Genomic DNA, 24,531 nt, shown 5'->3' with positions numbered 1-24,531 from the left:
TTCAGAAAACGCGGCGCCCGGTGGCTTCAGGCCTTTTCCATGGTGCACAACAACGGGTGCTGGTTGAGCCTGGAAAACTCGTTGACCTGGGCTACCTTCGATTCGGCCACTTCACGCGTGAACACCCCGCAAACGCCGCGGCCGCGGGTGTGCACGTGGAGCATGATCTGGGTCGCGTTCTCGGCGGTCATCGGGAAGAACCGCATCAGCACCTCGACCACGAAATCCATCGGGGTGTAGTCGTCGTTGAGCAGCATCACCGAATACAGCGGCGGTCGGGCCACCTCCGGCTTGCCGGTTTCCACCATGGCGCCGTGCTGGTGGTCGTGGTCGGTCTGTCTGGGCATGGGCCGATTATAAAGCCGCCGCCGTTGGACGCCCATGCGGCACGACGGGCAGAATGACCACAACGTGTTCCCCCTCTGGATGTTCCTTGAGCTACCGCGAAGGCCGTTTCTGGCAACCGGACGTGACCGTCGCCACGGTGGTGGTGCGCGATGGCCGCCTGCTGATGGTCGAAGAGACCGCCGGCGGCCGACTGGTGCTGAACCAGCCGGCCGGACACCTGGAGCCCGACGAGAGCCTGCTCGAAGCCGCCCTGCGAGAAACCCGCGAGGAAACCGGCTGGGACGTCCGCCTGACCGCTTTCGTGGGCGCCTACCAGTGGAAGGCGCCGCCCCACGCGGATGGCAGCGACGGGCGCCATTACCTGCGCTTCGCGTTTGCCGCCGAACCGGTCAGCCATGACCCGGCCCGTCCGCTGGACACCGGCATCGTGCAGGCGCTGTGGCTGAGCCCGGCCGAATTGCAGGGACAGCAGGCACGGCACCGCAGTCCGCTGGTATGGCAGGTCGTCGCCGACTACCTGGCCGGCCGCCGCCATCCGCTGGACCTGATGCAGCAACTGGCATGACCGATGGTCCCGCCCTGCCCGCCCGGACCATCGTCGGCATGTCCGGCGGAGTCGATTCGTCGGTTGCCGCGCTGCTGCTGCGCGATGCCGGCGAGCCGGTCGCCGGTTTGTTCATGCAGAACTGGGCCGACGACGGGAGCGGGGACTGCCGTGCCGAAGACGACCGTCGCGACGCGGTGGCGGTATCGGGACGGCTCGGAATCCCGATCCATTTCCGCGACTTCTCCGGGGAGTACTGGAACGGCGTGTTCGAGCATTTCCTCGCCGAGTACGCCGCCGGCCGCACGCCCAACCCGGACGTGCTGTGCAACCGCGAGATCAAGTTCAGGCACTTCCTCGACGCCGCCCACGACCTGGGGGCGGAGTTCATCGCCACAGGTCATTACGCCCGCGTCGCGAGCGACGGCGGCCGGCATCGCCTGCTGCGTGCCGTCGATCGCGACAAGGACCAGAGCTACTTCCTGCACCAGCTCGGCCAGGCGCAGTTGGCCGCGACCCGTTTCCCGCTGGGCGAACTGGCCAAACCCGACGTACGCCGGATCGCCCGCGAGGCCGGCCTGCCAACCGCCGCCAAGAAGGATTCGACCGGGATCTGCTTCATCGGCGAGCGCGACTTCCGCGCGTTCCTCGGCCGCTACCTGCCCGCGCGCGAGGGCGAGGTGCGCACGCCCGCGGGCCAGCGCATCGGCGCCCATTCCGGCGTGTTCTACTACACGATCGGTCAACGCGAAGGCCTCAACATTGGCGGCGTCCGCGGCTTCGAACCGGCGCCGTGGTACGTGGTTGGCAAGGACGTGGCCGCCAACGTGCTTTACGTCGACCAGGGCCACGACAACCCTTGGCTGCAATCGCGCACGCTCCGGTCGGAGACCGCGCACTGGATCGCCGGATCCCCGCCCGCCGGGCAATTCACATGCACCGCGCAGACCCGCTACCGCCAGGCTGACGAAGCCTGCGAGGTCACGGTCAACGACGCCGGCACGCTGGAAGTCCGCTTCGACCGCCCCCAACGTGCAGTGACCCCCGGACAGTCCGTGGTGCTGTACGACAACGACACCTGCCTCGGCGGCGCCGTCATTGCCACCACCGATGCCCCGCTCGAACAACGCCTGAAGGCCCAGACCACATGAGTGACCGCCCCACCCATCCGATGTCCGAGCGCGTACTGGCGCTGGCCGGCCTGGCCCAGGCCCTGGCCCAGGTGCGCCGCATCGCCGATACCGGCCAGGCCAACGAGAGCGTGCTCGCGACCTCGCTGGACTCGATCTTCCGGATCGATGCAGACACCGCGGCGACGGTCTATGGCGGCAGGGAAAACCTGCGACCCGGCCTGATGCTGCTGCGTGACTATTTCGGCGGCCAGCCGCGTGACGAGCAGTTGCCGCGCCTCGCGCTGGCGGTGATGCAACTGGAGCGCCGCTTCGTGCAGGACGACGACATGGCCCACAAAGTGCAACGTGGCATCCAGGCCCAGTCCGATGCCGCCAGGCAGAACGGCAGCACCCATCCGGACGTGCTCGCCGCGCTCGGCAGCCTGTATGCCGAAACCCTCAGCCACCTGCGCCCGCGGGTGCTGGTCCAAGGCAACCCGCATTACCTCGGACAGCCCGCGGTCGTGGCCGAGGTGCGCGCGGTACTGCTGGCAGCGGTGCGCTCGGCAGTGCTGTGGCGCCAGCTCGGTGGCAGCCTTTGGGATTTCCTGTTGCGACGCCGCGACATGGCCGCCGCGGTCGAGTCGCAGCTGCGCTGATACCGCTCGTCGCGGCAAATTAATGGGGTTTGCGGCATAATCACGGGGCTCGGAAGCGGTGTTTTTCCACCTGCTCCGCGTCATCCTCCCCTGCTGCATTAGCCACGGAGCTCCCAATGGCCGACTCCTTCGCCACCCGCGCGCAACTCGACGTCAATGGCAAGTCCTACACCTACTTCAGCCTGCCCACGCTGGGCAAGCGCTTCGACCTGGGCAAGTTGCCCTACTCGATGAAGATCCTGCTGGAAAACCTGCTGCGCCACGAGGATGGCGGCATCACGGTCGGCAAGGACCACATCGAAGCGGTCGCGCAGTGGGATGCCAAGGCCGAGCCGGATACCGAAATCGCCTTCATGCCGGCGCGCGTGGTGCTTCAGGACTTCACCGGCGTGCCCTGCGTGGTCGACCTGGCCGCGATGCGCGACGCCGTCAGCAAGCTCGGCGGCAATGCCAACCAGATCAATCCGCTGATCCCGTCGGAACTGGTCATCGACCACTCCGTGCAGGTTGATGTCTTCGGCCGCCCCGATGCGCTGGACATCAACGGCAAGATCGAGTTCGAGCGCAACATGGAACGCTACAGCTTCCTGCGCTGGGGCCAGACCGCGCTCGAAGACTTCAAGGTGGTGCCGCCCAACACCGGCATCGTCCACCAAGTGAACCTGGAGAACCTCGCCCGCGTCGTCATGGAGCGCGAAGTCGACGGTCAGTTGCTGGCCTTCCCGGACACCGTGTTCGGTACCGACAGCCACACCACCATGATCAACGGCATCGGCGTGCTCGGCTGGGGCGTCGGCGGCATCGAGGCCGAGGCCGCGATGCTGGGCCAACCGTCGTCGATGCTGATCCCGCAGGTGGTCGGCTTCAAGCTGTCCGGCAAGCTGCCCGAGGGCGCCACCGCGACCGACCTGGTGCTGACCGTCACCGAGATGCTGCGCAAGCACGGCGTGGTCGGCAAGTTCGTCGAGTTCTTCGGCGACGGCCTGCAGCACCTGCCGCTGGCCGACCGCGCGACCATCGCCAACATGGCGCCCGAGTACGGCGCGACCTGCGGCATCTTCCCGGTCGACGCCGAGGCGGTGCGCTACCTGCGCCTGTCCGGCCGCAGCGACGAGCAGGTCGCGCTGGTCGAGGCCTACGCCAGGGCGCAGGGCATGTGGCACGAGCCGGGCCAGGCCGAGGCCTCCTATTCGGCGACGCTGGAGCTCGACATGGGCACCGTCATGCCGTCGCTGGCCGGCCCCAAGCGCCCGCAGGACCGCGTGCTGCTGTCCGACATGCAGGCCAACTTCCGCAATAACGTCGGTCCGCTGGTCGCCCACCGCGACCCGACCGACCGCCAGATCCAGCGCTTCGAGAAGGAAGGCGGTGGCCAGGAACAGGCCGATCGGCTGGCGGCTCCGCCGGTCTGCTCGCGCATCAACATCAAGGACCAGGACGTCGAGCTGCGAGACGGTTCGGTGGTGATTGCCGCGATCACCTCCTGCACCAACACCTCCAACCCGGCGGTGATGCTCGGCGCCGGCCTGCTGGCGCGCAACGCCGCCGCCAGGGGCCTGACCTCGGCGCCGTGGGTCAAGCCGTCGCTCGGCCCCGGCTCGCGCGTGGTCACCGACTACCTCGAAAAGGCCGGCGTGCTGACCGACCTGGAGAAGCTCGGCTTCTACGTCGTCGGCTATGGCTGCACCACCTGTATCGGCAACTCCGGCCCGCTACCGGAAGCGGTGTCGAAGGGCATCGCCGAGAACGACCTGGCGGTCGCGTCGGTGCTGTCGGGCAACCGCAACTTCGAGGGCCGCGTGCACTCCGAAGTGAAGATGAACTACCTCGCCTCGCCGCCGCTGGTGGTCGCCTACGCGATCGCCGGCACCGTCGACATCGACCTGACCACCGAGCCGCTGGGCAAGGACACCGACGGCAACGACGTCTACCTGCGCGACATCTGGCCGAGCAACAAGGAGATCGGCGACATGATCGCCGCGACCGTCGGCCCGGAGCTGTTTGCGCAGAACTACGCCGACGTGTTCAAGGGCGATACCCGCTGGAACCAGATCGCCTCGCCGACCGGCGAGTCGTTCGCCTGGGACGAGGCCTCGACCTACATCAAGAACCCGCCGTACTTCGAAGGCATGACCATGGACGTCGGCAGCATCGATGACATCCACGGTGCGCGCGTGATGGGTCTGTTCGGCGACTCGATCACCACCGACCACATCTCGCCGGCCGGCAACATCAAGAAGGACTCGCCGGCGGGCCAGTTCCTGCAGTCGCGCGGCGTGCAGCCGGCCGACTTCAACAGCTACGGTTCGCGCCGCGGCAACGACGACGTGATGGTCCGCGGCACCTTTGCCAACATCCGTATCAAGAACCTGATGATGGGTGGCGAGGAAGGCGGCTACACCCTGCACTTCGGCAAGGACGGCGGCGCCGGCGAGCGCATGTCGATCTACGACGCGGCGATGAAGTACAAGGCCGAAGGCACTCCGCTGGTGGTGTTCGCCGGCAAGGAATACGGTACCGGTTCATCGCGCGACTGGGCGGCCAAGGGCACGATCCTGCTGGGCGTGAAGGCGGTCGTGGCGGAGAGCTTCGAGCGCATCCACCGTTCGAACCTGGTCGGCATGGGCGTGCTGCCGCTGCAGTTCCTCGACGGCGAGAGCGTCAAGACCCACGGCCTGGACGGGTCCGAGACCATCGAGGTGACCGGCCTGGAGGATGGCAAGTCGAAGCGCGCCACCGTGGTGGCCCGCAAGGCGGATGGCAGCGAGACGACTTTCCAGGTCAAGGTGCTGCTGTTGACCCCGAAGGAAGTCGAGTATTTCCGCCACGGCGGCATCCTGCACTACGTGCTGCGCCAGCTGGCGGCCAAGAAGGCCGCCTGACTCCGCGCGGCGACGCCGGTTGCCGGCGGTCGCCCAACGGAATGGCGGACGGAAACGGAACGGGCGGCTTCGGTCGCCCGTTTTTCTTTGCAACGTCCCGATCGCCAGCGTCGTGTCAGACTCGCGCGACGCATCCAACCGCGTGCCATCGGTCGCCGTCATGAAATACCTGATATTCCTGCTGGTCGTTGCGGTCGGCGCGGTGTTGCCGCTGCAGGCGCTGGTCAATGCGCGCCTCGGCCAGGTCACCGCAGGCGCGGTGTTCGCCGCGACGGTTTCATTCCTGGTCGGCACCGCCAGCCTGGTCGTGCTGCTGGTGGCAATGCGCCCCGCGTGGCCCAGCGTCGACCAACTGGCACGCTTGCCGGCGTGGGCATGGACGGGCGGCCTCATCGGCGCGGCCTATGTCGCCATCGCCACGCTTACCGTTCCACGGCTCGGCGCCTCGGCGCTCATCTCGTTGACCGTCCTGGGCCAGCTGACGGGTGCGGTGCTGCTTGACCACTTCGGTGTCCTGCATGCACCGCAGCCGGCCAGTCCGATGCGCATCGCCGGGGTCCTGTTGATCCTGGGTGGCGTCCTGCTCGTGGTCCAGCCGTGGAAGCAGTAGCACAGGGCGCTCCGATCCCGCTGCCCTAAAGTCGCGGCGTCCAGCGTGCACTGGTCAGGTGCCAGTCGCCCTCCTCCAGTCGCCAGCCCGTTTCCACGTCGTATAGCCGCGCAGCGTCCGGCAGCGCCCGGCCGGAGCCCCCGGTCAATACCGCCGTGAAGTGAACCGTCGCGTGGTCCTGTTTCACCGACACATCAACGGGGCCGAGGGTCACTCCGACATCGCGATGACGCAGGAACGCCACTGCTGCCAACCGCCTGGCGCCGTCGCGGTCCATTCCGTCGGGCCCGACAAAATCATCGGCCAGATGGTCCGCCACAGCCGACGCGTCGCGCTGTTCCACCGCACCCCGCAGTGCCTGCATCGTTTCCCGCAACGCCTGTTCCGGCGGCGTCCTTGCACAGCCAGCCAGCAGGCACGCAGCCGCCAACACCAACGCCCATCGCACCATGCAGTTCAATGCCGGGCCTCCCCCGTCCGCAATCACGTGCCCATCGTGGCACACGCCTCGCAGTACGCGCTCCGCCTTGCCAGTCCCTGCCCCCTATGCTCCAATCGTTTGGACACCGTACGGCTGCGGATCGGACAGCAGGTCACGGCCAGCGGTGCTGCACCAGGTCGGAAAATCAAAACAAAGGGGATCGCGATGAGTGTCGAACGTCCGTGGCTTGATCAGTATCCGGCCGGGGTCCCCGCGCAAATCGACGTCGACGAGTTTCCGTCGGTCGTCGCGGTGCTGGAAACCGCGATCGACAAGTACCGCGACCGTCCGGCGTTCGCGAGCCTCGGCAAGACCCTGACCTACGGCGAGATCGACACCCTCAGCAAGCAGTTCGCCGCCTACCTGCTGGGCGAGTTGGGCCTGAAGAAGGGTGACCGCGTCGCGATCATGATGCCCAACTGCCTGCAGTACCCGATCGCCACGTTCGGGATCCTCCGGGCCGGTTTGACCGTGGTCAACACCAACCCGATGTACACCGCGCGCGAACTCCGCCACCAGCTGGTCGACTCGGGTGCGGTCGCGGTGCTGGTGCTCGACAACTTCGGCGACACCGTCCAGCAGGTCCTTGCCGATAGCCAGGTCCGCAAGGTGATCACCACCGGCCTGGGCGACATGCTCGCCTTCCCGAAGGGCGCGGTCGTCAATTTCGTGCTCAGGCATGTCAAGAAGATGGTGCCCGACTACTCCATCCCCGGCGCGGTCCGGTTCGAGGACACCCTTGCGCTCGGGCGGAAGCACACGCTGCCGCAGATCGACGCGCGACCGGACGACATCGCGTTCCTGCAGTACACCGGCGGCACCACTGGCGTCGCCAAGGGCGCGATGCTGACCCACCGCAACCTGGTCGCGAACATGCAGCAGGCCGCGGCATGGGTCGGCACCAACGTGAAGCTCGGCGAGGAAGTGATCATCACCGCGCTGCCGCTGTACCACATCTTCGCGTTGACGGCGAACGGTCTGGTCTTCATGAAGTTCGGCGGCCTCAACCACATGATCACCAACCCGCGCGACATGCCGGGCTTCATCAAGGAACTCAAGAACACCCGTTTCACCGCGATCACCGGCGTCAATACGCTGTTCAACGGCCTGCTCAACACGCCCGGTTTCGAGGACATCGACTTCTCCGGCCTGCACCTCACCCTCGGCGGCGGCATGGCGGTCCAGCGCGCCGTCGCCGAACGCTGGAAAAAGGCCACCGGCTGCACCCTGGTCGAGGCCTACGGCCTGACCGAGACGTCGCCCGCGGCCTGCATCAATCCGATGGACTTGGCCGAGTACAACGGCTCGATCGGCCTGCCGATCCCGTCCACCGATGCCTGCCTGAAGGACGAGGATGGCAACGACGTCCCGCTTGGCGAGGTCGGCGAGCTGTGCATCCGCGGCCCGCAGGTCATGAAGGGCTACTGGCAGCGTCCGCAGGAAACCGCCGAGGTCCTGGATGCCAACGGCTGGCTGCACACCGGCGACATGGCGAAGATGGACGAGCAGGGCTTCTTCTACATCGTCGACCGCAAGAAAGACATGATCCTGGTCTCGGGTTTCAACGTGTACCCCAACGAGATCGAGGACGTGGTCGCGATGATGCCGGGCGTGCTCGAGGTCGCCGCGGTGGGCGTGCCGGACGAGAAATCCGGCGAGGCGGTCAAGGTCGTGATCGTCAAGAAGGATCCGTCGTTGACTGCGGAGCAGGTCTTGCAGCACGCGCGCGCCAACCTGACCGGCTACAAGCGGCCACACCACGTGGAATTCCGCGACGAGTTGCCCAAGACCAATGTCGGCAAGATCCTGCGACGCGAATTGCGCGACTGAGTCCTCGGGGGTTCAAAAAGGCGTTGCCCGGAAGCCCCTCCCGCGAGGGGCTTTCCTGTTGGTACACGGTTCAGGTGTAGCATCGAAAACGTGGGCTTCATCACGCCGCTCGCGCCCACCCTGCATGCGGGCGGCCACCTCCGAGGACCGCACCATGAGTTTGATCGAGAAGCTTCACCGCATCCGTCCCTACCCGACATTACGCATCGAGTCCGATGCCGGCGGTGAAGCGCACTGGCTGTACATGCACGCCGACAACGACCGGCCGTGCTTCCGCACCGAACTGATGCACGACATGTGGAGTTACCTGTCGTCGATCACCCTCCGCGATAGCCAGCGTGCCACCGGCAAGCTGCGGCACGTGGTACTCGCGTCCGATGCCTCCGCGTTCAATCTGGGCGGGGACCTTGCCCTGTTCTCCCGGCTGATCAGGGATGGCAACCGCGAGCGCCTGCTCGACTATGCCCGGCGTTGCGTCGAGGGAGTGCACCATTTCCACACCGGCCTGGGCGGGGACGTCCGTACCATTGCACTTGTACAGGGAGACGCCCTCGGTGGCGGGCTGGAGCTCGCCCTGTCCTGCCACACGATCGTCGCCGAGGAAGGCGTCGACATGGGCTTGCCGGAAGTGTTGTTCGGGCTGTTCCCGGGCATGGGGGCGTACTCGTTCCTGTGCAAGCGGGTGTCGCCGCAACTGGCGGAGAGGATCATCCTCGAAGGCCGCATCTACAGCAGCGACGAACTGCACCGGCTTGGGGTGGTCGACATCCTGGTGCCAAAGGGACAGGGCGCGACCGCCGTGCAGGACCTGATTCGCCGCCAGCAACGCGCGCCGCATGCCCACCTGGCGCTCAATGCGGTTCGCGGAATCTCGCAGCCGGTCGGCTACGACGAGCTGATGGGGATCACCGAAGTCTGGGTGGATACCGCGCTGGCGCTGGACGAGCGATCACTGCGCACGATGGACCGGATCGTCAAGGCGCAGGCGCGACGCTCGATGGCAGAGGCCGCCGGTTGACGGGGCTGCCAACGGTGCGTTCAGGGGGAGCGCTCGCCACGTGCATTCTTCGCACGATCGCGTGCGTCGAGCGCCATCCTGCCCTGGGCCAGGCCATCGCCGAGGTTGCCCAGGCGCCTGCGCCATTCGTTGGCCAGTTGCCAGTCGGCCAGGCCCATGACCTCGCTGCTCGCGGACGCGAGCTTGACCAGCCCCAGGTTGCTGGCCACGCCCTTCAGCGCGTGCGCCTGGTCGCGCAGCAGGTCCCAGCCGCCCGATTCACCGGCTTCCGCGAGCGCCGAGATGCACGCTTCGGCATCGCCCAGGCATTGGGTGATGAACTCGCGCTCGAAGTTGTCCCCCATGCCAAGGGCGGCAAGTTCGTCGAGAACGCCCGCATCGAACACGCCCTCGACCCGCACCGGGGCAATGGCGGGCGCACGGGACGCGGCGGGCTCGACGATGCGGACATTCAGTGCGATCTCGGCCAGGGTGTCCAGCATCCGCTTGATCGAGACCGGCTTGGCCATGAATGCACGGGCACCAGCCTGCTCGCAGGCCTGGATTGATTCCGGGGTCACGTCGGCACTGAGCATCAATACCGGCGTGCGCCGTCCGCCGCCGGCTTCCATCACGCGCAACTGCCTCAGCAGGTCCAGCCCGCTGAGCCGCGGCATGTGCAGGTCGGCGATCACGACGTCGTAGTCGGACACGTCCAGCGCAGCCAGCACGCCCTCCCCGTCGTCGACGCAGGTCACGCGATGGCCGGCCTTCTGCAGCAGCCTCTGCAACACCATCCGGTTGGCAGCGTGGTCGTCGGCGACCAGGACCTGCAGGCTCCTCACCCGCGCGCGATGCCGGAGGAATGGATCGGAGAAGGCGATGACATTCTCGGGGCTTTCGGTGGCCGGGTCGGCCGGTGCGGTACCGCCCGACGCACCGGTACCGGAGGCGACCGGCGCCGCTGCCACCCGGTCGAAGGGCACTTCCACCCAGAAGCGGCTGCCGCGCTGCTCGGTGCTCTCGAATCCGATGCTGCCACCCATGGCTTCGGCCAGACCCTTGGCGATGGTGGTGCCCAGCCCGGTGCCGCCGTAGCGGCGCCCCAGGCTCGCATCGGCCTGCTCGAACGCCTCGAACAGGCGGTTGCGGATCGCCATCGGCACGCCGATGCCGGTATCGGTGACGGTGAACCGTAACCTGACGCGATGGCTGTCCTGTTCGATCAATGCGACATCGAACCGGACCGAGCCGTGGTCGGTGAACTTGATCGCGTTGCCGGCCATGTTGACCAGGACCTGGCGCAGGTGGACGTCATCGCCACACACGGCATCGGGCACTTCGGGGGCCACGGTCGCGACGTAACGCAGCTGCTTGCTGCGCGCCTGCGGTTGCAGGATCAGGCCGATGCCCTCGACCAGTTCGCGCACGTCGAACGCGATGAACTTCAGCTTGACCTTGCCCGCCTCGATCGCGGAGATGTCCAGCACGTCCTCCACCAGCGACAGCAGGCTGCGGGTCGAGGCCTGGATCGTATCGAGGCATTCGCGCTGCTCGCTGTCGAGCTCGGTGGTCGAGAGCAACTCGGACATGCCGGCCAGGCCGTTGAGCGGCGTGCGGAACTCGTGGCTCATGTTGGCCAGGAACCGGCTCTTGGCCTCGCTCGCGCGACGCGCCTCGCGGGTGGCACGGGTCAGGTCGCGCAACAGCCCGGACAGGTAAAGCGGTATGGCGACCAGCCCCAGCAGCAGCCCGATGCCCAGGCTCCTGTTGGCCAGCCACCAGTAGTCGTTGCCCACGACCACCGCGCCGAAGCCCACGAACGCGGCGACCACGGCTCCGACGAGGTACCGGTTGCCGTAACGCAGGCCATTGCCCACGGTCACCCACATCAGGATCACGTAGACCCAGCCCAGCGGTTCGCCCATGCGGATCATCGCGACCGTCATCAGGCCGTAGTCCGCGAGCATCCCGATGCAGCGACGCAGGTGCGAGGCCCGGGGATCGGCGATGATCCAGCCGATCAGCGCGACGCCGACCACCAGGCCGGTGAACACCAGTCCCAGCACGTCCGAATAGGCCGCTGCGTCCAATGTCCCGCCGGCACCGCGGACCAGCAGGTAGGCCAGCACGACCAGCAACACGGCGATCCGGATCAACGCCTGGCCGTGCTCGCTGTCGCCGCGCTGCGACAGTCGTTGCCTCATCCATGACAGGGATCGTGTCATCACCTACTCCGTGCCCGGCCGGGCGGCTGCTCCTGCATAACGACCGCAAACCTCTTCCAACTGCGCCCGGTTGCGGATAAGCACGTCGACGCAGGCGGGGTCGAACAGGCGACCGCGCTGCGCGTAAAGGTACGCGAGCGCCGCGTCGACGGTCCACGCGGGCTTGTATGGCCGGACCGAGATCAGCGCATCGAAGACATCGGCCACCGCCACGATCCGCGCTTCCAGCGGGATCTCCTCGCCCACCAGTCCATTGGGATAGCCGCTGCCATCGAAACGTTCATGGTGGCGCAAGGCGATGATGGCGCCGGCCTGGATGAACCGGTTGCGGCTGCCGCTGAGCAGTTCGTGGCCGATGCGCGGATGGCGACGCATGACCGCCGTTTCCGCCTCGTCCAGGGGGCCCGGCTTCAGCAGCACCGCGTCGGGGATCGCGATCTTGCCGATGTCGTGCAACGGGGCGGCGAGCTCGATCGTCCGGACTTCTTCCTCGGGCAGGCCGAGGTGCTCGGCGATCATGCCGGCCAGGTGCGCCATGCGTTCCAGGTAGACGCTGGTGCCGGTGTCGCGGTACTCGATCGCGCGCGCCAGCCGCGACAGGGTCTCGCGCTCGCGTTCCTCCAGCTCGTGCATGTTCGACAGCAGGCGCTGCTCCAGCGAGAGCGCACGCTGCTTGACCCCTTCGGACTGCTGCCGCAGTTGCAGCAGGTTGCGGCACCGGGCACGCAACTCGCGCGGCCGTACCGGCTTGACCAGGAAATCGATCACCCCGGCGTCGAGCGCCGCTTGCCGTATCGGCTCGTCGCCGACCACGGTCACCAGGACGATCGGTATGTCGCTGTGCAACGGCACGCGCCGGAAGCGGCGGGCGAACTCCAGCCCGTCCATGCCCGGCATGCGGTAGTCCAGCAACAGCAGGTCCGGCAGGTTCGACTGGCACCAGCCCAACGCGGCATCCGGCTCGCCGAAGTCGTGCACCGCCAGGTCCGGACCGATGTCCTCGATGATATGCCGCAGCATCGTGCGGGCGGAGGTCTGGTCATCGACGATGACAACGTTCACAACGGCCTGCCCATGGGTGTCCCCCCGGTCACTGACCGTCCCAGAATACGCCCAGCGCTCCCGTTCCGACAGCACGCCCACAGCGCGCCCGGCTCAGCCGCCGTGCTCGGGCCGCATGTAGGGGAACAGCAAAACATCGCGGATCGATGACGAGCCGGTCAGCAGCATCACCAGCCGGTCGATGCCGACGCCGAGGCCGCCGGTCGGCGGCAGGCCGATCTCGAGGGCGCGGATGTAGTCGGCATCGAAATGCATCGCCTCGTCGTCGCCACCCTCCTTCGCGTCGACCTGGGCCTTGAAGCGCGCGGCCTGGTCTTCGGGGTCGTTGAGTTCGGAGAAGCCGTTGGCCAGTTCCTTGCCGCCGACGAACAGCTCGAAGCGGTCGGTCATGCCGGGGTCGCTGTCGTTGGCGCGGGCCAGCGGGCTGACCTCGACCGGGTGCTCGGTGATGAAGGTCGGCTGCACCAGGGTGTGCTCGACGGTTTTCTCGAAGATCTCCAGCAGCAGCTTGCCCCAGCCCTGCGAGGACTTGGTCGGGACGCCGAGGCGGACGCAATGGGCGCGCATCTTCTCGACATCGCGCAGGTCGTCGCGGCTGATCTCGGGGTTGTGCTCGAGCACCGCATCGCTCATCGACCAGCGCCGGAACGCCGGGCCAAGGTCGATCGACTGGCCGTCCCATTCGACCGTCGTGGTGCCGAGGACCGAGGTGGCGACATCGCGGATCACTCCTTCGGTCAGGTCCATCACCTCGCTGTAGGTGGCATAGGCCTCGTACAACTCGAGCATGGTGAATTCGGGGTTGTGCCGGGTCGACACGCCCTCGTTGCGGAAGTTGCGGTTGATCTCGTAGACCCGCTCCAGCCCGCCGACCACCAGCCGCTTCAGGTACAGCTCCGGGGCGACGCGCAGGTACAGGTCGAGGTCGAGCGCGTTGTGGTGGGTGGCGAACGGCTTGGCCACGGCGCCGCCGGGGATGTAATGCATCATCGGCGTCTCGACCTCGAGGAAGCGCCGGCTGTCGAGCCACTCGCGCATCGCGCGGATGATCTTCGACCGCTTGACGAACACCTCGCGCGCCTCGGGCGAGACGATCAGGTCGACGTAGCGCTGGCGGTAACGTTGTTCGACGTCGGCCAGGCCGTGGAACTTGTCCGGCAGCGGGCGCAGCGACTTGGTCAGCAACCGCAGCGCGTCGACCTTGACCGACAGTTCGCCGGTGCGGGTGCGCGTCAGCACGCCTTCGGCCCCGACGATGTCGCCAACGTCCCAGCCCTTGAACGCGGTGTAGGTGTCGCCCAGCGCGGTGGCCTGCAGGAACAGTTGCAGGCGACCGGACTCGTCCTGGATCTGCACGAAGCTGGCCTTGCCCATGACCCGCTTGAGCAGCAGGCGGCCGGCGACGGTGACGCGGTGGCCCTTGGCTTCCAACGCTTCGGCGGTCCATTGTTCCGCGTCGGCGTATTCGGCCTGCAGGTCACCGGCGTAGTCGGCGCGGCGGAAGTCGTTCGGGAACGCCACGCCCTGCCCGCGCAACGCCGCCAGTTTGGCGCGGCGCTCGGCGATCAGCTTGTTTTCGTCGGGCGGCGTCGGGGTCGCGTTCTCGGTCATGGTCGTATCGGTCAGGAAATGTGGGCTTTTGTAGGAGCGGCTTCAGCCGCGATCCGGGGTCGGCGTGGGCGAACGATTTTCAGATCGCGGCTGAAGCCGCTCCTACATACATACGAAGGTCAGGTCGCATCGGCGCGTTTGGCGCCGGCTTCCAGGCCGGATTTGAGACTCGCCTCGACGAACTCGTCCAGGTCCCCATCCAGCACCTTTTGCGTATCGCTACGCTCCACCCCGGTGCGCAAATCCTTGATCCGCGACTGGTCCAGCACGTAGTTGCGGATCTGGCTGCCCCAGCCGATGTCGGACTTGGTCGCCTCGACCGCGTCGCGCTCGGCGTTGCGCTTCTGTATCTCGAGTTCGTAAAGCTTCGCGGCCAGCATCTTCATCGCGGTGTCGCGGTTCTGGTGCTGGCTGCGCCCGGTCTGGCAGGCGACCACGGTGTTGGTCGGGATGTGGGTGATGCGCACCGCCGACTCGGTCTTGTTGACGTGCTGGCCACCGGCGCCCGAGCTGCGGTACACGTCGGTGCGCAGGTCCGCCGGGTTGATGTCGATCTCGATGTTGTCGTCGACTTCCGGCGACACGAACACCGAGGTGAAGCTGGTGTGCCGGCGGTTGTCGGAGTCGAACGGCGACTTGCGCACCAGCCGGTGTACGCCGGTCTCGGTCTTCAGCCAGCCGTAGGCGAAGTCGCCCTCGACCCGCATCGTCGCCGACTTGATCCCGGCCACGTCGCCGCCGCTGACCTCCATCAGTTCGGCCTTCCAGCCGCGCGACTCGGCCCAGCGCAGGTACATGCGCAGCAGGATCTCGGCCCAGTCCTGCGCCTCGGTGCCACCGGCGCCGGCCTGGATGTCGACGAACGCTGGGGCGCTGTCCATCTGGCCGGAGAACATGCGCTGGAACTCGAGCTTCTCGACTTCCCTGGTGGTGGCGTCGACGTCCTCGACCACGGCCTGCGCGGTCGACTCGTCATCCTCCATCTCGGCGAGTTCGAGCAGTTCCTCTGCACTGACCAGGCCATCGGTCAGGCTGCTGATGCCGAGCACTTTTTCCAGCGAGGCACGCTCGCGACCCAGTGCCTGGGCGCGGTCGGCATCGTTCCACACGTCGGGGCTTTCCAGCTCCCGGTTTACTTCTTCCAGACGTTCGACCTTGGCATCGAAGTCAAAGGTACCCCCTCAGCGCATCCAGCCGACCCTTGAGGTCGGCGATGCGCTGGCGGACGGGATTAAGCTCGATCATGTCCGTGGTTCTGCTGCGGAGTTGACCGGCGATTCTAGCAGCTGGCGCGGCCGCGCCACGAGGGATCGGGATATGCCCTAGAGGATCTCCAGCCACGGCACGACCGCGCTGGATGCCGGGTAGAAGATCGTCGAGTACCGCAGTACCCAGTCGGGCCGGGTGCGATCGAGTGGCTCGTGGCTCCAGCGGGTCCACGGCCAGTCGGCCTTGGTCGGATCGGCGACGTGGACCTCCTCGATCCGGTCCTCCACCGGCTGCAGGCCCAGTGAACGCACCACCCTCGTTTTCAGGTCAAGGTCGACACCGTCCACGATCAGGTAACCGCTGGGCTGGGCGAGCCGGGCGACGTTGCGCAGGCATGCCTCCGCAAGGTCGTCCTCCATCGGGCCGAGGAAGTTGCGGGCAATCACCACGTCCTGTCGCCCCAGCAATTCCAGCAGGGCCGGATCGGTGGCGTCGCAGGCGAGCCAGCTGACTCCGTCCCGCAACCAGTCCTTCACCCGCACCGCGCCGCCGGGCGCCGGATCGACGAGTCCGTCGAGCGCCACCAGTTCCCTGGCCAGGTCCGCACTGCCGGTGACGTTGTAGAGCCCGCCTTCCAGCAGTGATCCGCCCGGGCGATAGACACCACGGCGGGCGATCTCGACAACGTGTTCGGAAATATCGACGCCATGGGCGACGAGGTGCAGGTCCGGACGCGCCGTGCGTATCACCCACAGGGCGGAGTAGAGCTCGGCCCCGGTACTGCAGCCGATGGAGGCGATCCGGACGGTTGCGTCGCGCTCGACCTTGGACAGCAGGTCGCGCAGCAGCTCCAGTTGCGGGATGTTGCGCATGAACCAGGTCATGTGGGACTGGTCGCGTTCGGTGTCACGCACGTAATGGTTGTAGAGGAAGGTGCCGAACCTGCGCATCGGGCGCGTGTCCAGCACCGACTTCGGCAATCGTCTCCAGACGATTCGAATCGGACGCACAAATGGCCTGCAGATCATCGCGAACAAACTGTTCATTTATCGATCCCTGGTTCCATCGCCCACTCCGCAGGCAGTGGCCGCGGGAAATGCGACCCCTAACTGACCTACGAATCACGGGGCCGGTACCGGCCACCGGCCCTGCGTCTCAGGGTGTCTCGCGATGGACGATGACCAGTTGCACGGCATCGCCGCCGCGGTAGTCGTCGGGTTCCAGCCGATAGGCGATGCGCACGCGGGACGGGGGCTCGTGCCCGTCCCAGCCACCAAAATGAATGGCGTTCAGGCGCAACCCGGCGTGGTCCAGTTGCAGTTTCAGGTGGCGCTCGCCGACCACGCGCCAGCCGGCGACGTTGAACTCGCCATCGAACTGCGGTTCCGGGAAACCCTGCCCCCAGGGGCCACCGTTGCGCAGCGCCTCGGCATGCAGGCGGGTGAACTCGCCCCGGCCAAGCTCACCGTCGCTGAGGACCTCGAGGCGCAACAGGTCGGCGGCCAGGGAGCTGGCAACGTACTGGCGGAAGGCTTGCTCGAACGCAGGCAGCGCCCCGGTGGGCAATGACAGTCCCGCGGCCATCGCGTGGCCACCAAACCGGCCAATCAGCCCCGGATGGCGTGCATTGACCGCGGCCAGCGCATCGCGGATGTGGAAACCCGGGATCGACCGCGCCGAACCCCGCAACAGGTCGCTACCCGGTTCCGCCGGGGCGAACGCGATGACCGGCCGGTGCAGGCGTTCCTTCAGCTTCGAGGCCACCAGGCCGATCACGCCCGGGTGCCAGCCGGCGTCGTGCAGGCACACCGCCAGCGGCGCGCTTGCCGCGTCCAGGGTGACCGCGGCGAATGCCGCCTCGGCCTCTTCGGTCATCTGCTGCTGCATTGCCCGCCGTTCCAGGTTGATCCTGTTCAGCGTGTTGGCGATCTCCCGGGCCTGGGCCGGGTCGTCGGTCAGCAGGCACTCGATGCCGAGCGCCATGTCTTCCAGCCGCCCGGCTGCGTTGAGCCGCGGCGCCACCGCGAAGCCGATGTCAGCGGCGGAAAGAAGGGCCGGATCGCGCTGGGCGACTTCGATCAATGCGCGCAGGCCGACGCAGCCCTGCCCCGCCCGCAGCCGGCGCAACCCGGCCGACACCAGTGCCCGGTTGTTGGCGTCCAGCGGCACGAGGTCGGCGACGGTGCCGACCGCGACCAGGTCGAGCAGGCTCGACAGGTCCGGACCGTTGCCTTCGAACGCGCCGCTGTCGCGCAGGCGACGTCGCAGGGCCAGCAGGACGTAGAACATCACTCCGACCCCGGCCAGTACCTTGCTCGGGAACGCGTCGCCGGGCTGGTTCGGATCGACGATGGCGTCGGCCGATGGCAGCGTCTCGCCCGCTAGGTGGTGATCGGTCACCAGCACCTGCCATCCACGTGCCTTCGCCGCGGCGATGCCGGCGTTGCAGGCGATGCCGTGGTCGACCGTGACCAGCAGGTCGGGCTGCAGGGTGGCAAGTTCCTCGACCAGCGCTGGCGAGAGGCCGTAGCCATGGACCATGCGGTTCGGCACCGCATGCGATACCCGGCGGGCGCCGAGCATCCGCAATCCACGCACGCCGACCGCGCAGGCGGTGGCGCCGTCGCAATCGAAGTCCCCGACCACCACGACATGGCGGCCGGCTGCGATCGCGTCGGCAAGCAATCCGGTCGCGGCGTCGAGGCCGAGCAGGCTGTCCGGTGGCAACAGGTTGGCCAACCGGGGCTGGGCATGATCGATCGAGCACGCGCCGCGGGCACCGTAGATACGCTGCAGCAGCGGCGGGATGTGGTCGGGCCACGGACCCGAGCTGGTCGCAGGGCGGCGGCGGAGGATCGTGGCAGGGGTCATTCCGGCGCGTCGCCCGCCGGCGACTGTTCGACGAAGGACTGTATTGGCCGGCGCCAGAGCCGCCAGCGTTGCCCGCGCTCGAGCCGGAACCGTCGTCCGTCGCCGAACTCAAGCGTGCCGGCATCGAGCTCGTGCGACCGGAGGTCGGCCAGGAGCGGCGACAGCCAGTCGCGGTCGAGCAAGGCCAGGTCGCGAACGTGGCGCAGGTCGAACAACCGATGCCCCTCGCCCGTCCGCCAGCGTTCGGGCAGGGCCGCGGCCGTGGCGCCGGCAGCTTCGGCGAATGCCTGCATCGCGTCGTCGCCGCCGAGCATTTCGTTGAAGTTGCTTCGTACATGATCCGGCAGTCGCCCCGCGCCCCAGAACCACAGGGAGTTGACCGGCGTCCGGCCGGCGGCCACGCGTGCCGCGTTGTGCGGGTGGTTGTGCAGCACCACCTGCGCCTCGCTCAGCAGGGCGCGCCAGCGGCGACCCTGGCTGCCATCGGGCAGGTAATCGAACAGGTCGGCACCAAGCGCGCGCGCCGGACCGGCCAGCACGGGCAACTCCGCGCCTTCCGGCAAGCGAAGGTACCAGCGCGTGGGCACCGGGGCGTCGATGGGAAAACCGGCATCGCCAAACAGCGGTTTGAGCGAGGGCAGCAAGGCGTCGGCGTCGCTGACCGTCAGTCCGAGGGCATCGCCATGCGCCAGCAGGCGGGCGCCGTTGATGTCGGGGCGGATGTGGACCGGGTCGGCGCGCAACCAGGCACTGCCGGCGGCATCACCGGCATCGCGCTGGCGGGTCACCGCGGCGACCGGCCAGCCGCGCGGCAGGATGTCGAAGGCACGTGCTACCGGATCGCCCTCGACGTTGTCCTGGTGGGCCCGGCCCAGCCATCGCGCGGTGGATTGCGACAGGCGCTGCCCGCCGAAGCGGGCACGCGGCGGCAGCAGCAACGTGGCCGTGCCCACGGGTTTCAGCCGACGTAGCGGACGGCGATGATGTCGTATTCGCGGGTGCCGCCCGGCGCGTCGATGCTAACGCTGTCGCCCTCGTGCTTGCCGATCAGCGCGCGCGCGACCGGCGAGGAGATCGCGATCAGGCCCTGCTTGATGTCGGCCTCGAGGTCGCCAACGATCTGGTAGGTACGTTCCTCGTCGGTGTCGCTGTCGGCCAGCTCGACGGTGGCGCCGAAGACGACGCGCGAGCCGGCGTTGAGCGAGGCGATGTCGATGACCTGCGCGTGCGACAGCTCGGCTTCGAGCAGCTTGATGCGGCCCTCGATGAAGCTCTGCTGCTCGCGGGCGGCGTGGTACTCGGCGTTCTCCTTGAGGTCGCCGTGGGCACGGGCCTCGGCGATCGCGTGGATCACGGCCGGACGCTTGGTCGACTTGAGCTCGTCGAGCTCGGCGCGCAGTCGCTGCGCGCCCTTGCTGGTGATGGGTGCTTGCATGGTGGAATCCTGGTACCGGCGGGTGGGCCGGCGGTCGTTCTGGAATGGTGGTACCTGCCCCGATTGTGACCGGAGCGGCGGGATAATCAACCGGGTTGGCGGAGCTCCTGTAGGAGCGGCTTTAGCCGCGATCGGGGAGTCGGTCTCTCGTCCGATTTCCGATCGCGGCTAAAGCCGCTCCTACAAAAACGGCGCTGCTCCGCTCGCTACGCGGCGCCGCCGACCTCGGCGTGCAGCTCCTGCAACGACCACACCGGACCGGTGCCGCGGAACTCCAGCGACTGCACCAGCGCCCGCGCGCCGGCCACCGTGGTCGAGTAGGTGACCCGCTGCTGCAGCGCCTCGCGGCGGATCGAGAACGAGTCGGAAATCGCCTGCCGGCCCTCGGTGGTATTGATGATGTAGGCGATCTCGCCGTTCTTGATCAGGTCGACGATATGCGGACGGCCCTCGGTGACCTTGTTGATCGCCTCGCACTCCAGCCCCTGTTCGCGCAGGAACGCGGCGGTGCCGTGGGTGGCGACCAGCGAGTAGCCGCGACGCACGAGGTCCTGCGCGACCGACACGACCCGCTGCTTGTCCGGGTCGCGTACTGAGACGAAGACCTTGCCACCATTGGGCACGCTCTTGATGCCACCGGCTTCCTGCGCCCGCGCCATCGCGGCGCCGAACGTGCGGCCGACGCCCATGACCTCGCCGGTCGAGCGCATCTCCGGTCCGAGGATCGGGTCGACACCCTGGAACTTGGCGAACGGGAAGATCGCTTCCTTGACCGAGTAGTAGTCGGGAATGATTTCCTTGGTCGCGGCCTGCTCGGCCAGCGTCTTGCCGGCCATGCAGCGCGCCGCGATCTTGGCCAGCGGCATGCCGGTGGCCTTGGACACGAACGGCACCGTGCGCGAGGCACGCGGGTTCACTTCCAGCAGGTAGATGGTGTCCTCGCCCGCCTCGCTGGTCTGGATGGCGAACTGGGTGTTCATCAATCCGACCACGTCGAGCGCCTTGGCCAGCGCAACGACCTGTTCGCGCAGGCGGGCCTGGGTGTCGGCGGACAACGAGTACGGCGGCAGCGAGCACGACGAGTCGCCCGAATGCACGCCGGCTTCCTCGATGTGCTCCATCACGCCGCCGATCAGCACGTTGCCGTCCTTGTCGGCGATCACGTCGATGTCGACCTCGACCGCGTTGTCGAGGAAGCGGTCGAGCAGCACCGGCGACTTCTCCGACACCTTCACCGCGTCGCGGATGTAGCGCGACAGGTCGGCGTCGGAATGCACGACTTCCATCGCGCGGCCACCGAGCACGTAGCTCGGGCGCACCACCAGCGGATAACCAACCTCGCGCGCGAGCGCGATCGACTCGTCGGCGTTGCGGGCGATGCGGTTCGGCGGCTGCTTCAGGCCAAGTTTCTCGACCAGTTGCTGGAAGCGCTCGCGGTCCTCGGCAAGGTCGATGCTGTCGGGGCTGGTGCCGATGATCGGCACGCCGGCGGCCTCCAGGTCCTGCGCCAACTTCAGCGGGGTCTGGCCGCCGTACTGCACGATCACGCCCTTGGGCTTCTCGAGGTCGCAGATCTCCAGCACGTCCTCGAGCGTCAGCGGCTCGAAGTACAGGCGGTCGGAAGTGTCGTAATCGGTCGACACGGTTTCCGGATTGCAGTTGACCATGATGGTCTCGAAGCCGTCCTCGCGCAGCGCCAGCGCGGCGTGGACGCAGCAGTAGTCGAACTCGATGCCCTGCCCGATCCGGTTCGGCCCGCCGCCGAGCACGATGATCTTGTCGCGGTCGCTCGGGTTGGCCTCGCACTCGTCCTCGTAGGTCGAGTACATGTAGGCGGTGGTGGTGGCGAACTCGGCCGCGCAGGAGTCGACCCGCTTGTACACCGGGCGCACGCCGAAGGCGCGACGCAGGGTGCGCACCGCATGCTCGTCGGTGCCGGTCAGCTGCGCGAGGCGCGCGTCGGAGAAGCCCAGGCGTTTGAGTTCACGCATGCGCCCCGCGTCGAGCGCGGACAGGCCGGCCTCGGTGATGTCCTTCTCAGCGGCGATGATCTCCTCGATCTGGTCGAGGAACCACGGATCGACGAACGACAGCGCGTGCACGTCCTCCACGCTCATGCCGGCGCGGAAGGCGTCACCGATATGGAAGATGCGCTCCGGACCCGGCTCCTTGAGCTCGCGCCGCAACTTGGTGAGGTCGTCTTCACTGGACAGGTCCAGGCCGGTCGGGTCGAGACCGACCTTGCCGGTCTCCAGCCCGCGCAACGCTTTCTGCAACGATTCCTGGAAGGTGCGGCCCATCGCCATCACCTCGCCGACCGACTTCATCTGGGTGGTCAGGCGCGAATCGGCGGCCGGGAACTTCTCGAACGCGAAGCGCGGGATCTTGGTGACCACGTAATCAATCGACGGCTCGAACGACGCCGGGGTCTCGCCGCCGGTGATCTCGTTGCGCAACTCGTCAAGCGTGTAGCCGACCGCCAGCTTGGCGGCGACCTTGGCGATCGGGAAGCCGGTCGCCTTCGACGCCAGCGCCGAGGAACGCGACACCCGCGGGTTCATCTCGATCACCACCACGCGGCCGTTCTGCGCATTGATGCCGAACTGCACGTTGGAGCCGCCGGTGTCGACGCCGATCTTGCGCAGCACCGCGATGCTCGCGTCGCGCAGACGCTGGTATTCCTTGTCGGTCAGGGTCTGCGCCGGGGCGACGGTGATCGAGTCGCCGGTGTGCACGCCCATCGCGTCGAAGTTCTCGATCGAGCAGACGATGATGCAGTTGTCCGCGGTGTCGCGGACCACTTCCATCTCGAACTCCTTCCAGCCCAGCACCGATTCCTCGACCAGTACCTCGTTGGTCGGCGAGAGCTCGAGGCCGCGTTTGACGATCTCCTCGAACTCCTCCTTGTTGTAAGCGATGCCGCCGCCGCTGCCTCCGAGGGTGAAGCTGGGGCGGATGATGGTCGGGTAGCCGACGGTCGCCTGGATCTCGACCGCCTGCTCGAAGGTTTTGGCAACCGCGGCCTTCGGGCACTCCAGCCCGATCTCGGCCATCGCCACGCGGAACAGCTCGCGGTCCTCGGCCATGCGGATCGCGTCGCGCGAGGCGCCGATCAGCTCGACGTCGTACTTCTCCAGCACGCCGTTGTCGGCGAGGTCGAGCGCACAGTTGAGACCGGTCTGGCCGCCCATGGTCGGCAGCAGCGCGTCGGGGCGTTCCTTGGCAATGATCTTCTCGACCGTCTGCCAGTTGATCGGCTCGATGTAGACCGCGTCGGCCATGTCCGGGTCGGTCATGATCGTCGCCGGGTTGCTGTTGACCAGCACCACCCGGTAGCCCTCGTCGCGCAGCGCCTTGCACGCCTGGGCGCCGGAATAGTCGAACTCGCAGGCCTGGCCGATCACGATCGGGCCGGCGCCGATGATCAGGACGGTCTTGATGTCGGTACGCTTGGGCATGTCAGTGCGCCTCGGCTTTCTTGTCATTCATGGAGGCGACGAACCTGTCGAACAGCGGCGCCACGTCGTGCGGGCCGGGACTGGCCTCGGGGTGGCCCTGGAAGCTGAAGGCCGGCGCATCGGTCAACGCGATGCCCTGGTTGGAGCCGTCGAACAGCGAACGGTGGGTGACGCGCACGTTGGCCGGCAGCGTCGCTTCGTCCACCGCAAAGCCGTGGTTCTGGCTGGTGATCATCACCCGGCCGGTATCGAGGTCCTGCACCGGGTGGTTGGCGCCGTGGTGGCCGTACTTCATCTTCAGGGTCTTCGCGCCGACCGCGAGGCCGAGCAGCTGGTGACCGAGGCAGATGCCGTAGGTCGGGATCTTCTGGTCGACAAATTCGCGGATCGCGGCGATCGCGTAATCGCACGGCGCCGGGTCGCCCGGACCGTTGGACAGGAACACGCCGTCCGGCTTCAAGGCGAATACCTCGGCCGCGGTGGTCTGCGCCGGCACCAGGGTCACTTTGCAGCCACGCTCGGCGAGCATCCGCAGGATGTTGTGCTTGACTCCGAAGTCGTAGGCAACGACGTGGTGCCGGGGTTCGGCGCGGACGAACTCGCCACTGTCGAGATCGAGCTGGCCGTCGACCCACTGCAGCGGCTCGCGGATGCAGACTTCCTTGGCCAGGTCCATGTCCTTGAGGCCGGCGAACTTGCGCGCCGCTTCCAGCGCCTTGTCGGCATCGAGGCCGTCGCCAGCCATGATCGCACCGGACTGGGCACCGGTTTCGCGCAGCAGCCGGGTCAGCTTGCGGGTGTCGATGTCGGCGATCGCGACCACGCCGCGTTGGGCCAGCCACTCCGGCAGCGAGACTTCGCTGCGCCAGTTGCTCGGCCGGCGCGGAACGTTGCGCACGATCAGGCCGGCGGCCCACGCCCGGGTCGACTCATCGTCGTTGTCGGTGCAGCCGGTGTTGCCGACATGCGGATAGGTCAGGGTGACCAGCTGGCGCGCGTAGGACGGGTCGGTCAGGATTTCCTGGTAACCGGTCATCGCGGTGTTGAACACCACTTCGCCGACGGAAAGGCCGGGCGCGCCTACGGAAATGCCCTCGAAGATGGTGCCGTCTTCGAGCGCAAGGATTGCGGGTTGGTTCACGGGGATCGCCTTGATTGCCAGGGAATCCTGACTCCACCAGGCGCAGCGCAAAC

General features: G+C 67.3%; 19 protein-coding genes. 7 read left to right on the top strand and 12 right to left on the bottom strand.

The window, feature by feature from the left end:
• Positions 1-26 precede the first annotated feature (26 nt).
• Entirely contained in the window at positions 27-347 is a 321-nt protein-coding gene (gene clpS / locus ACT9F5_RS01970; protein WP_445099745.1) for an ATP-dependent Clp protease adapter ClpS, read from the bottom strand.
• 86 nt (positions 348-433) lie between these two features.
• Here clpS and ACT9F5_RS01965 point away from each other — a divergent pair, with 86 nt between their 5' ends.
• From ACT9F5_RS01965 to ACT9F5_RS01945, 5 genes are all read left to right on the top strand, one after another.
• Positions 434-913, top strand: a complete 480-nt coding sequence (locus tag ACT9F5_RS01965; protein ID WP_445118263.1) for an NUDIX domain-containing protein — start codon at positions 434-436, stop codon at positions 911-913.
• Positions 910-2,043 carry a tRNA 2-thiouridine(34) synthase MnmA gene (gene mnmA, locus ACT9F5_RS01960; RefSeq protein ID WP_445118262.1) on the top strand — a complete coding sequence of 378 codons (1,134 nt, stop codon included), beginning with the start codon at positions 910-912 and terminating at the stop codon, positions 2,041-2,043. Before ACT9F5_RS01965 ends, mnmA begins: the two co-directional genes overlap by 4 nt.
• Before the next feature lie 20 nt (positions 2,044-2,063).
• Positions 2,064-2,663, top strand: a complete 600-nt coding sequence (gene hflD, locus ACT9F5_RS01955) for a high frequency lysogenization protein HflD (RefSeq protein WP_445119471.1) — start codon at positions 2,064-2,066, stop codon at positions 2,661-2,663.
• 116 nt (positions 2,664-2,779) lie between these two features.
• Complete coding sequence (acnA, locus tag ACT9F5_RS01950) at positions 2,780-5,545, top strand: aconitate hydratase AcnA (protein WP_445118261.1); 2,766 nt, start codon at positions 2,780-2,782, stop codon at positions 5,543-5,545.
• Between the two features lie 160 nt (positions 5,546-5,705).
• Positions 5,706-6,155: a DMT family transporter gene (locus tag ACT9F5_RS01945; RefSeq protein ID WP_445118260.1), complete on the top strand. Its 450-nt coding sequence runs from the start codon at positions 5,706-5,708 to the stop codon at positions 6,153-6,155.
• Positions 6,156-6,180: 25 nt separating this feature from the next.
• On the opposite strand, the gene ACT9F5_RS01940 is transcribed toward ACT9F5_RS01945, so the two are convergent.
• Positions 6,181-6,606, bottom strand: coding sequence for a nuclear transport factor 2 family protein (locus ACT9F5_RS01940; protein WP_445119470.1), 426 nt, complete (start codon positions 6,604-6,606; stop codon positions 6,181-6,183).
• A gap of 195 nt (positions 6,607-6,801) precedes the next feature.
• Between ACT9F5_RS01940 and ACT9F5_RS01935 the strand changes: the two genes are divergently transcribed.
• Complete coding sequence (locus ACT9F5_RS01935; RefSeq protein WP_445118259.1) at positions 6,802-8,466, top strand: long-chain fatty acid--CoA ligase; 1,665 nt, start codon at positions 6,802-6,804, stop codon at positions 8,464-8,466.
• A 154-nt stretch (positions 8,467-8,620) separates the two neighbouring features.
• Positions 8,621-9,484: a crotonase/enoyl-CoA hydratase family protein gene (locus ACT9F5_RS01930; RefSeq protein ID WP_445118258.1), complete on the top strand. Its 864-nt coding sequence runs from the start codon at positions 8,621-8,623 to the stop codon at positions 9,482-9,484.
• 20 nt (positions 9,485-9,504) lie between these two features.
• On the opposite strand, the gene ACT9F5_RS01925 is transcribed toward ACT9F5_RS01930, so the two are convergent.
• The 10 genes from ACT9F5_RS01925 to carA all read right to left on the bottom strand — a co-directional run bounded on the left by ACT9F5_RS01925 (position 9,505) and on the right by carA (position 24,478).
• Positions 9,505-11,691 carry an ATP-binding protein gene (locus tag ACT9F5_RS01925; protein ID WP_445118257.1) on the bottom strand — a complete coding sequence of 729 codons (2,187 nt, stop codon included), beginning with the start codon at positions 11,689-11,691 and terminating at the stop codon, positions 9,505-9,507.
• A 3-nt stretch (positions 11,692-11,694) separates the two neighbouring features.
• Positions 11,695-12,753 carry an HD domain-containing phosphohydrolase gene (locus ACT9F5_RS01920; RefSeq protein WP_445118256.1) on the bottom strand — a complete coding sequence of 353 codons (1,059 nt, stop codon included), beginning with the start codon at positions 12,751-12,753 and terminating at the stop codon, positions 11,695-11,697.
• A gap of 93 nt (positions 12,754-12,846) precedes the next feature.
• Positions 12,847-14,364, bottom strand: a complete 1,518-nt coding sequence (gene lysS / locus ACT9F5_RS01915) for a lysine--tRNA ligase (protein ID WP_445118255.1) — start codon at positions 14,362-14,364, stop codon at positions 12,847-12,849.
• A gap of 119 nt (positions 14,365-14,483) precedes the next feature.
• Positions 14,484-15,609 (bottom strand): peptide chain release factor 2 gene (gene prfB / locus ACT9F5_RS01910; RefSeq protein WP_445118254.1). Its coding sequence is split into 2 segments (ribosomal slippage): positions 14,484-15,533 and positions 15,535-15,609, totalling 1,125 coding nucleotides; the frame shifts between segments, so codons are not numbered across the junction.
• A gap of 77 nt (positions 15,610-15,686) precedes the next feature.
• A complete protein-coding gene (locus ACT9F5_RS01905; protein ID WP_445118253.1) occupies positions 15,687-16,523 on the bottom strand; it encodes a CheR family methyltransferase in 837 nt (278 codons plus the stop codon).
• Positions 16,524-16,728: 205 nt separating this feature from the next.
• The gene (recJ, locus tag ACT9F5_RS01900) at positions 16,729-18,444 is read right to left on the bottom strand and encodes a single-stranded-DNA-specific exonuclease RecJ (RefSeq protein WP_445118252.1); all 1,716 of its coding nucleotides are present in this window, start codon (positions 18,442-18,444) and stop codon (positions 16,729-16,731) included.
• Complete coding sequence (locus ACT9F5_RS01895; RefSeq protein WP_445118251.1) at positions 18,441-19,397, bottom strand: phosphoglycerate mutase; 957 nt, start codon at positions 19,395-19,397, stop codon at positions 18,441-18,443. Before ACT9F5_RS01895 ends, recJ begins: the two co-directional genes overlap by 4 nt.
• A 5-nt stretch (positions 19,398-19,402) precedes the next feature.
• Positions 19,403-19,867, bottom strand: coding sequence for a transcription elongation factor GreA (gene greA / locus ACT9F5_RS01890; RefSeq protein ID WP_445119469.1), 465 nt, complete (start codon positions 19,865-19,867; stop codon positions 19,403-19,405).
• A 218-nt stretch (positions 19,868-20,085) separates the two neighbouring features.
• Positions 20,086-23,337, bottom strand: a complete 3,252-nt coding sequence (gene carB, locus ACT9F5_RS01885) for a carbamoyl-phosphate synthase large subunit (RefSeq protein ID WP_445118250.1) — start codon at positions 23,335-23,337, stop codon at positions 20,086-20,088.
• Position 23,338: 1 nt separating this feature from the next.
• Positions 23,339-24,478 carry a glutamine-hydrolyzing carbamoyl-phosphate synthase small subunit gene (gene carA / locus ACT9F5_RS01880; RefSeq protein WP_445118249.1) on the bottom strand — a complete coding sequence of 380 codons (1,140 nt, stop codon included), beginning with the start codon at positions 24,476-24,478 and terminating at the stop codon, positions 23,339-23,341.
• Positions 24,479-24,531: the final 53 nt, after the last annotated feature.

It is taken from the genome of Lysobacter sp. F6437 (assembly GCF_052547215.1).
The sequence above is the reverse complement of the archived record's forward strand: the minus strand, read 5'-3'. Positions and strand labels throughout refer to the sequence as shown.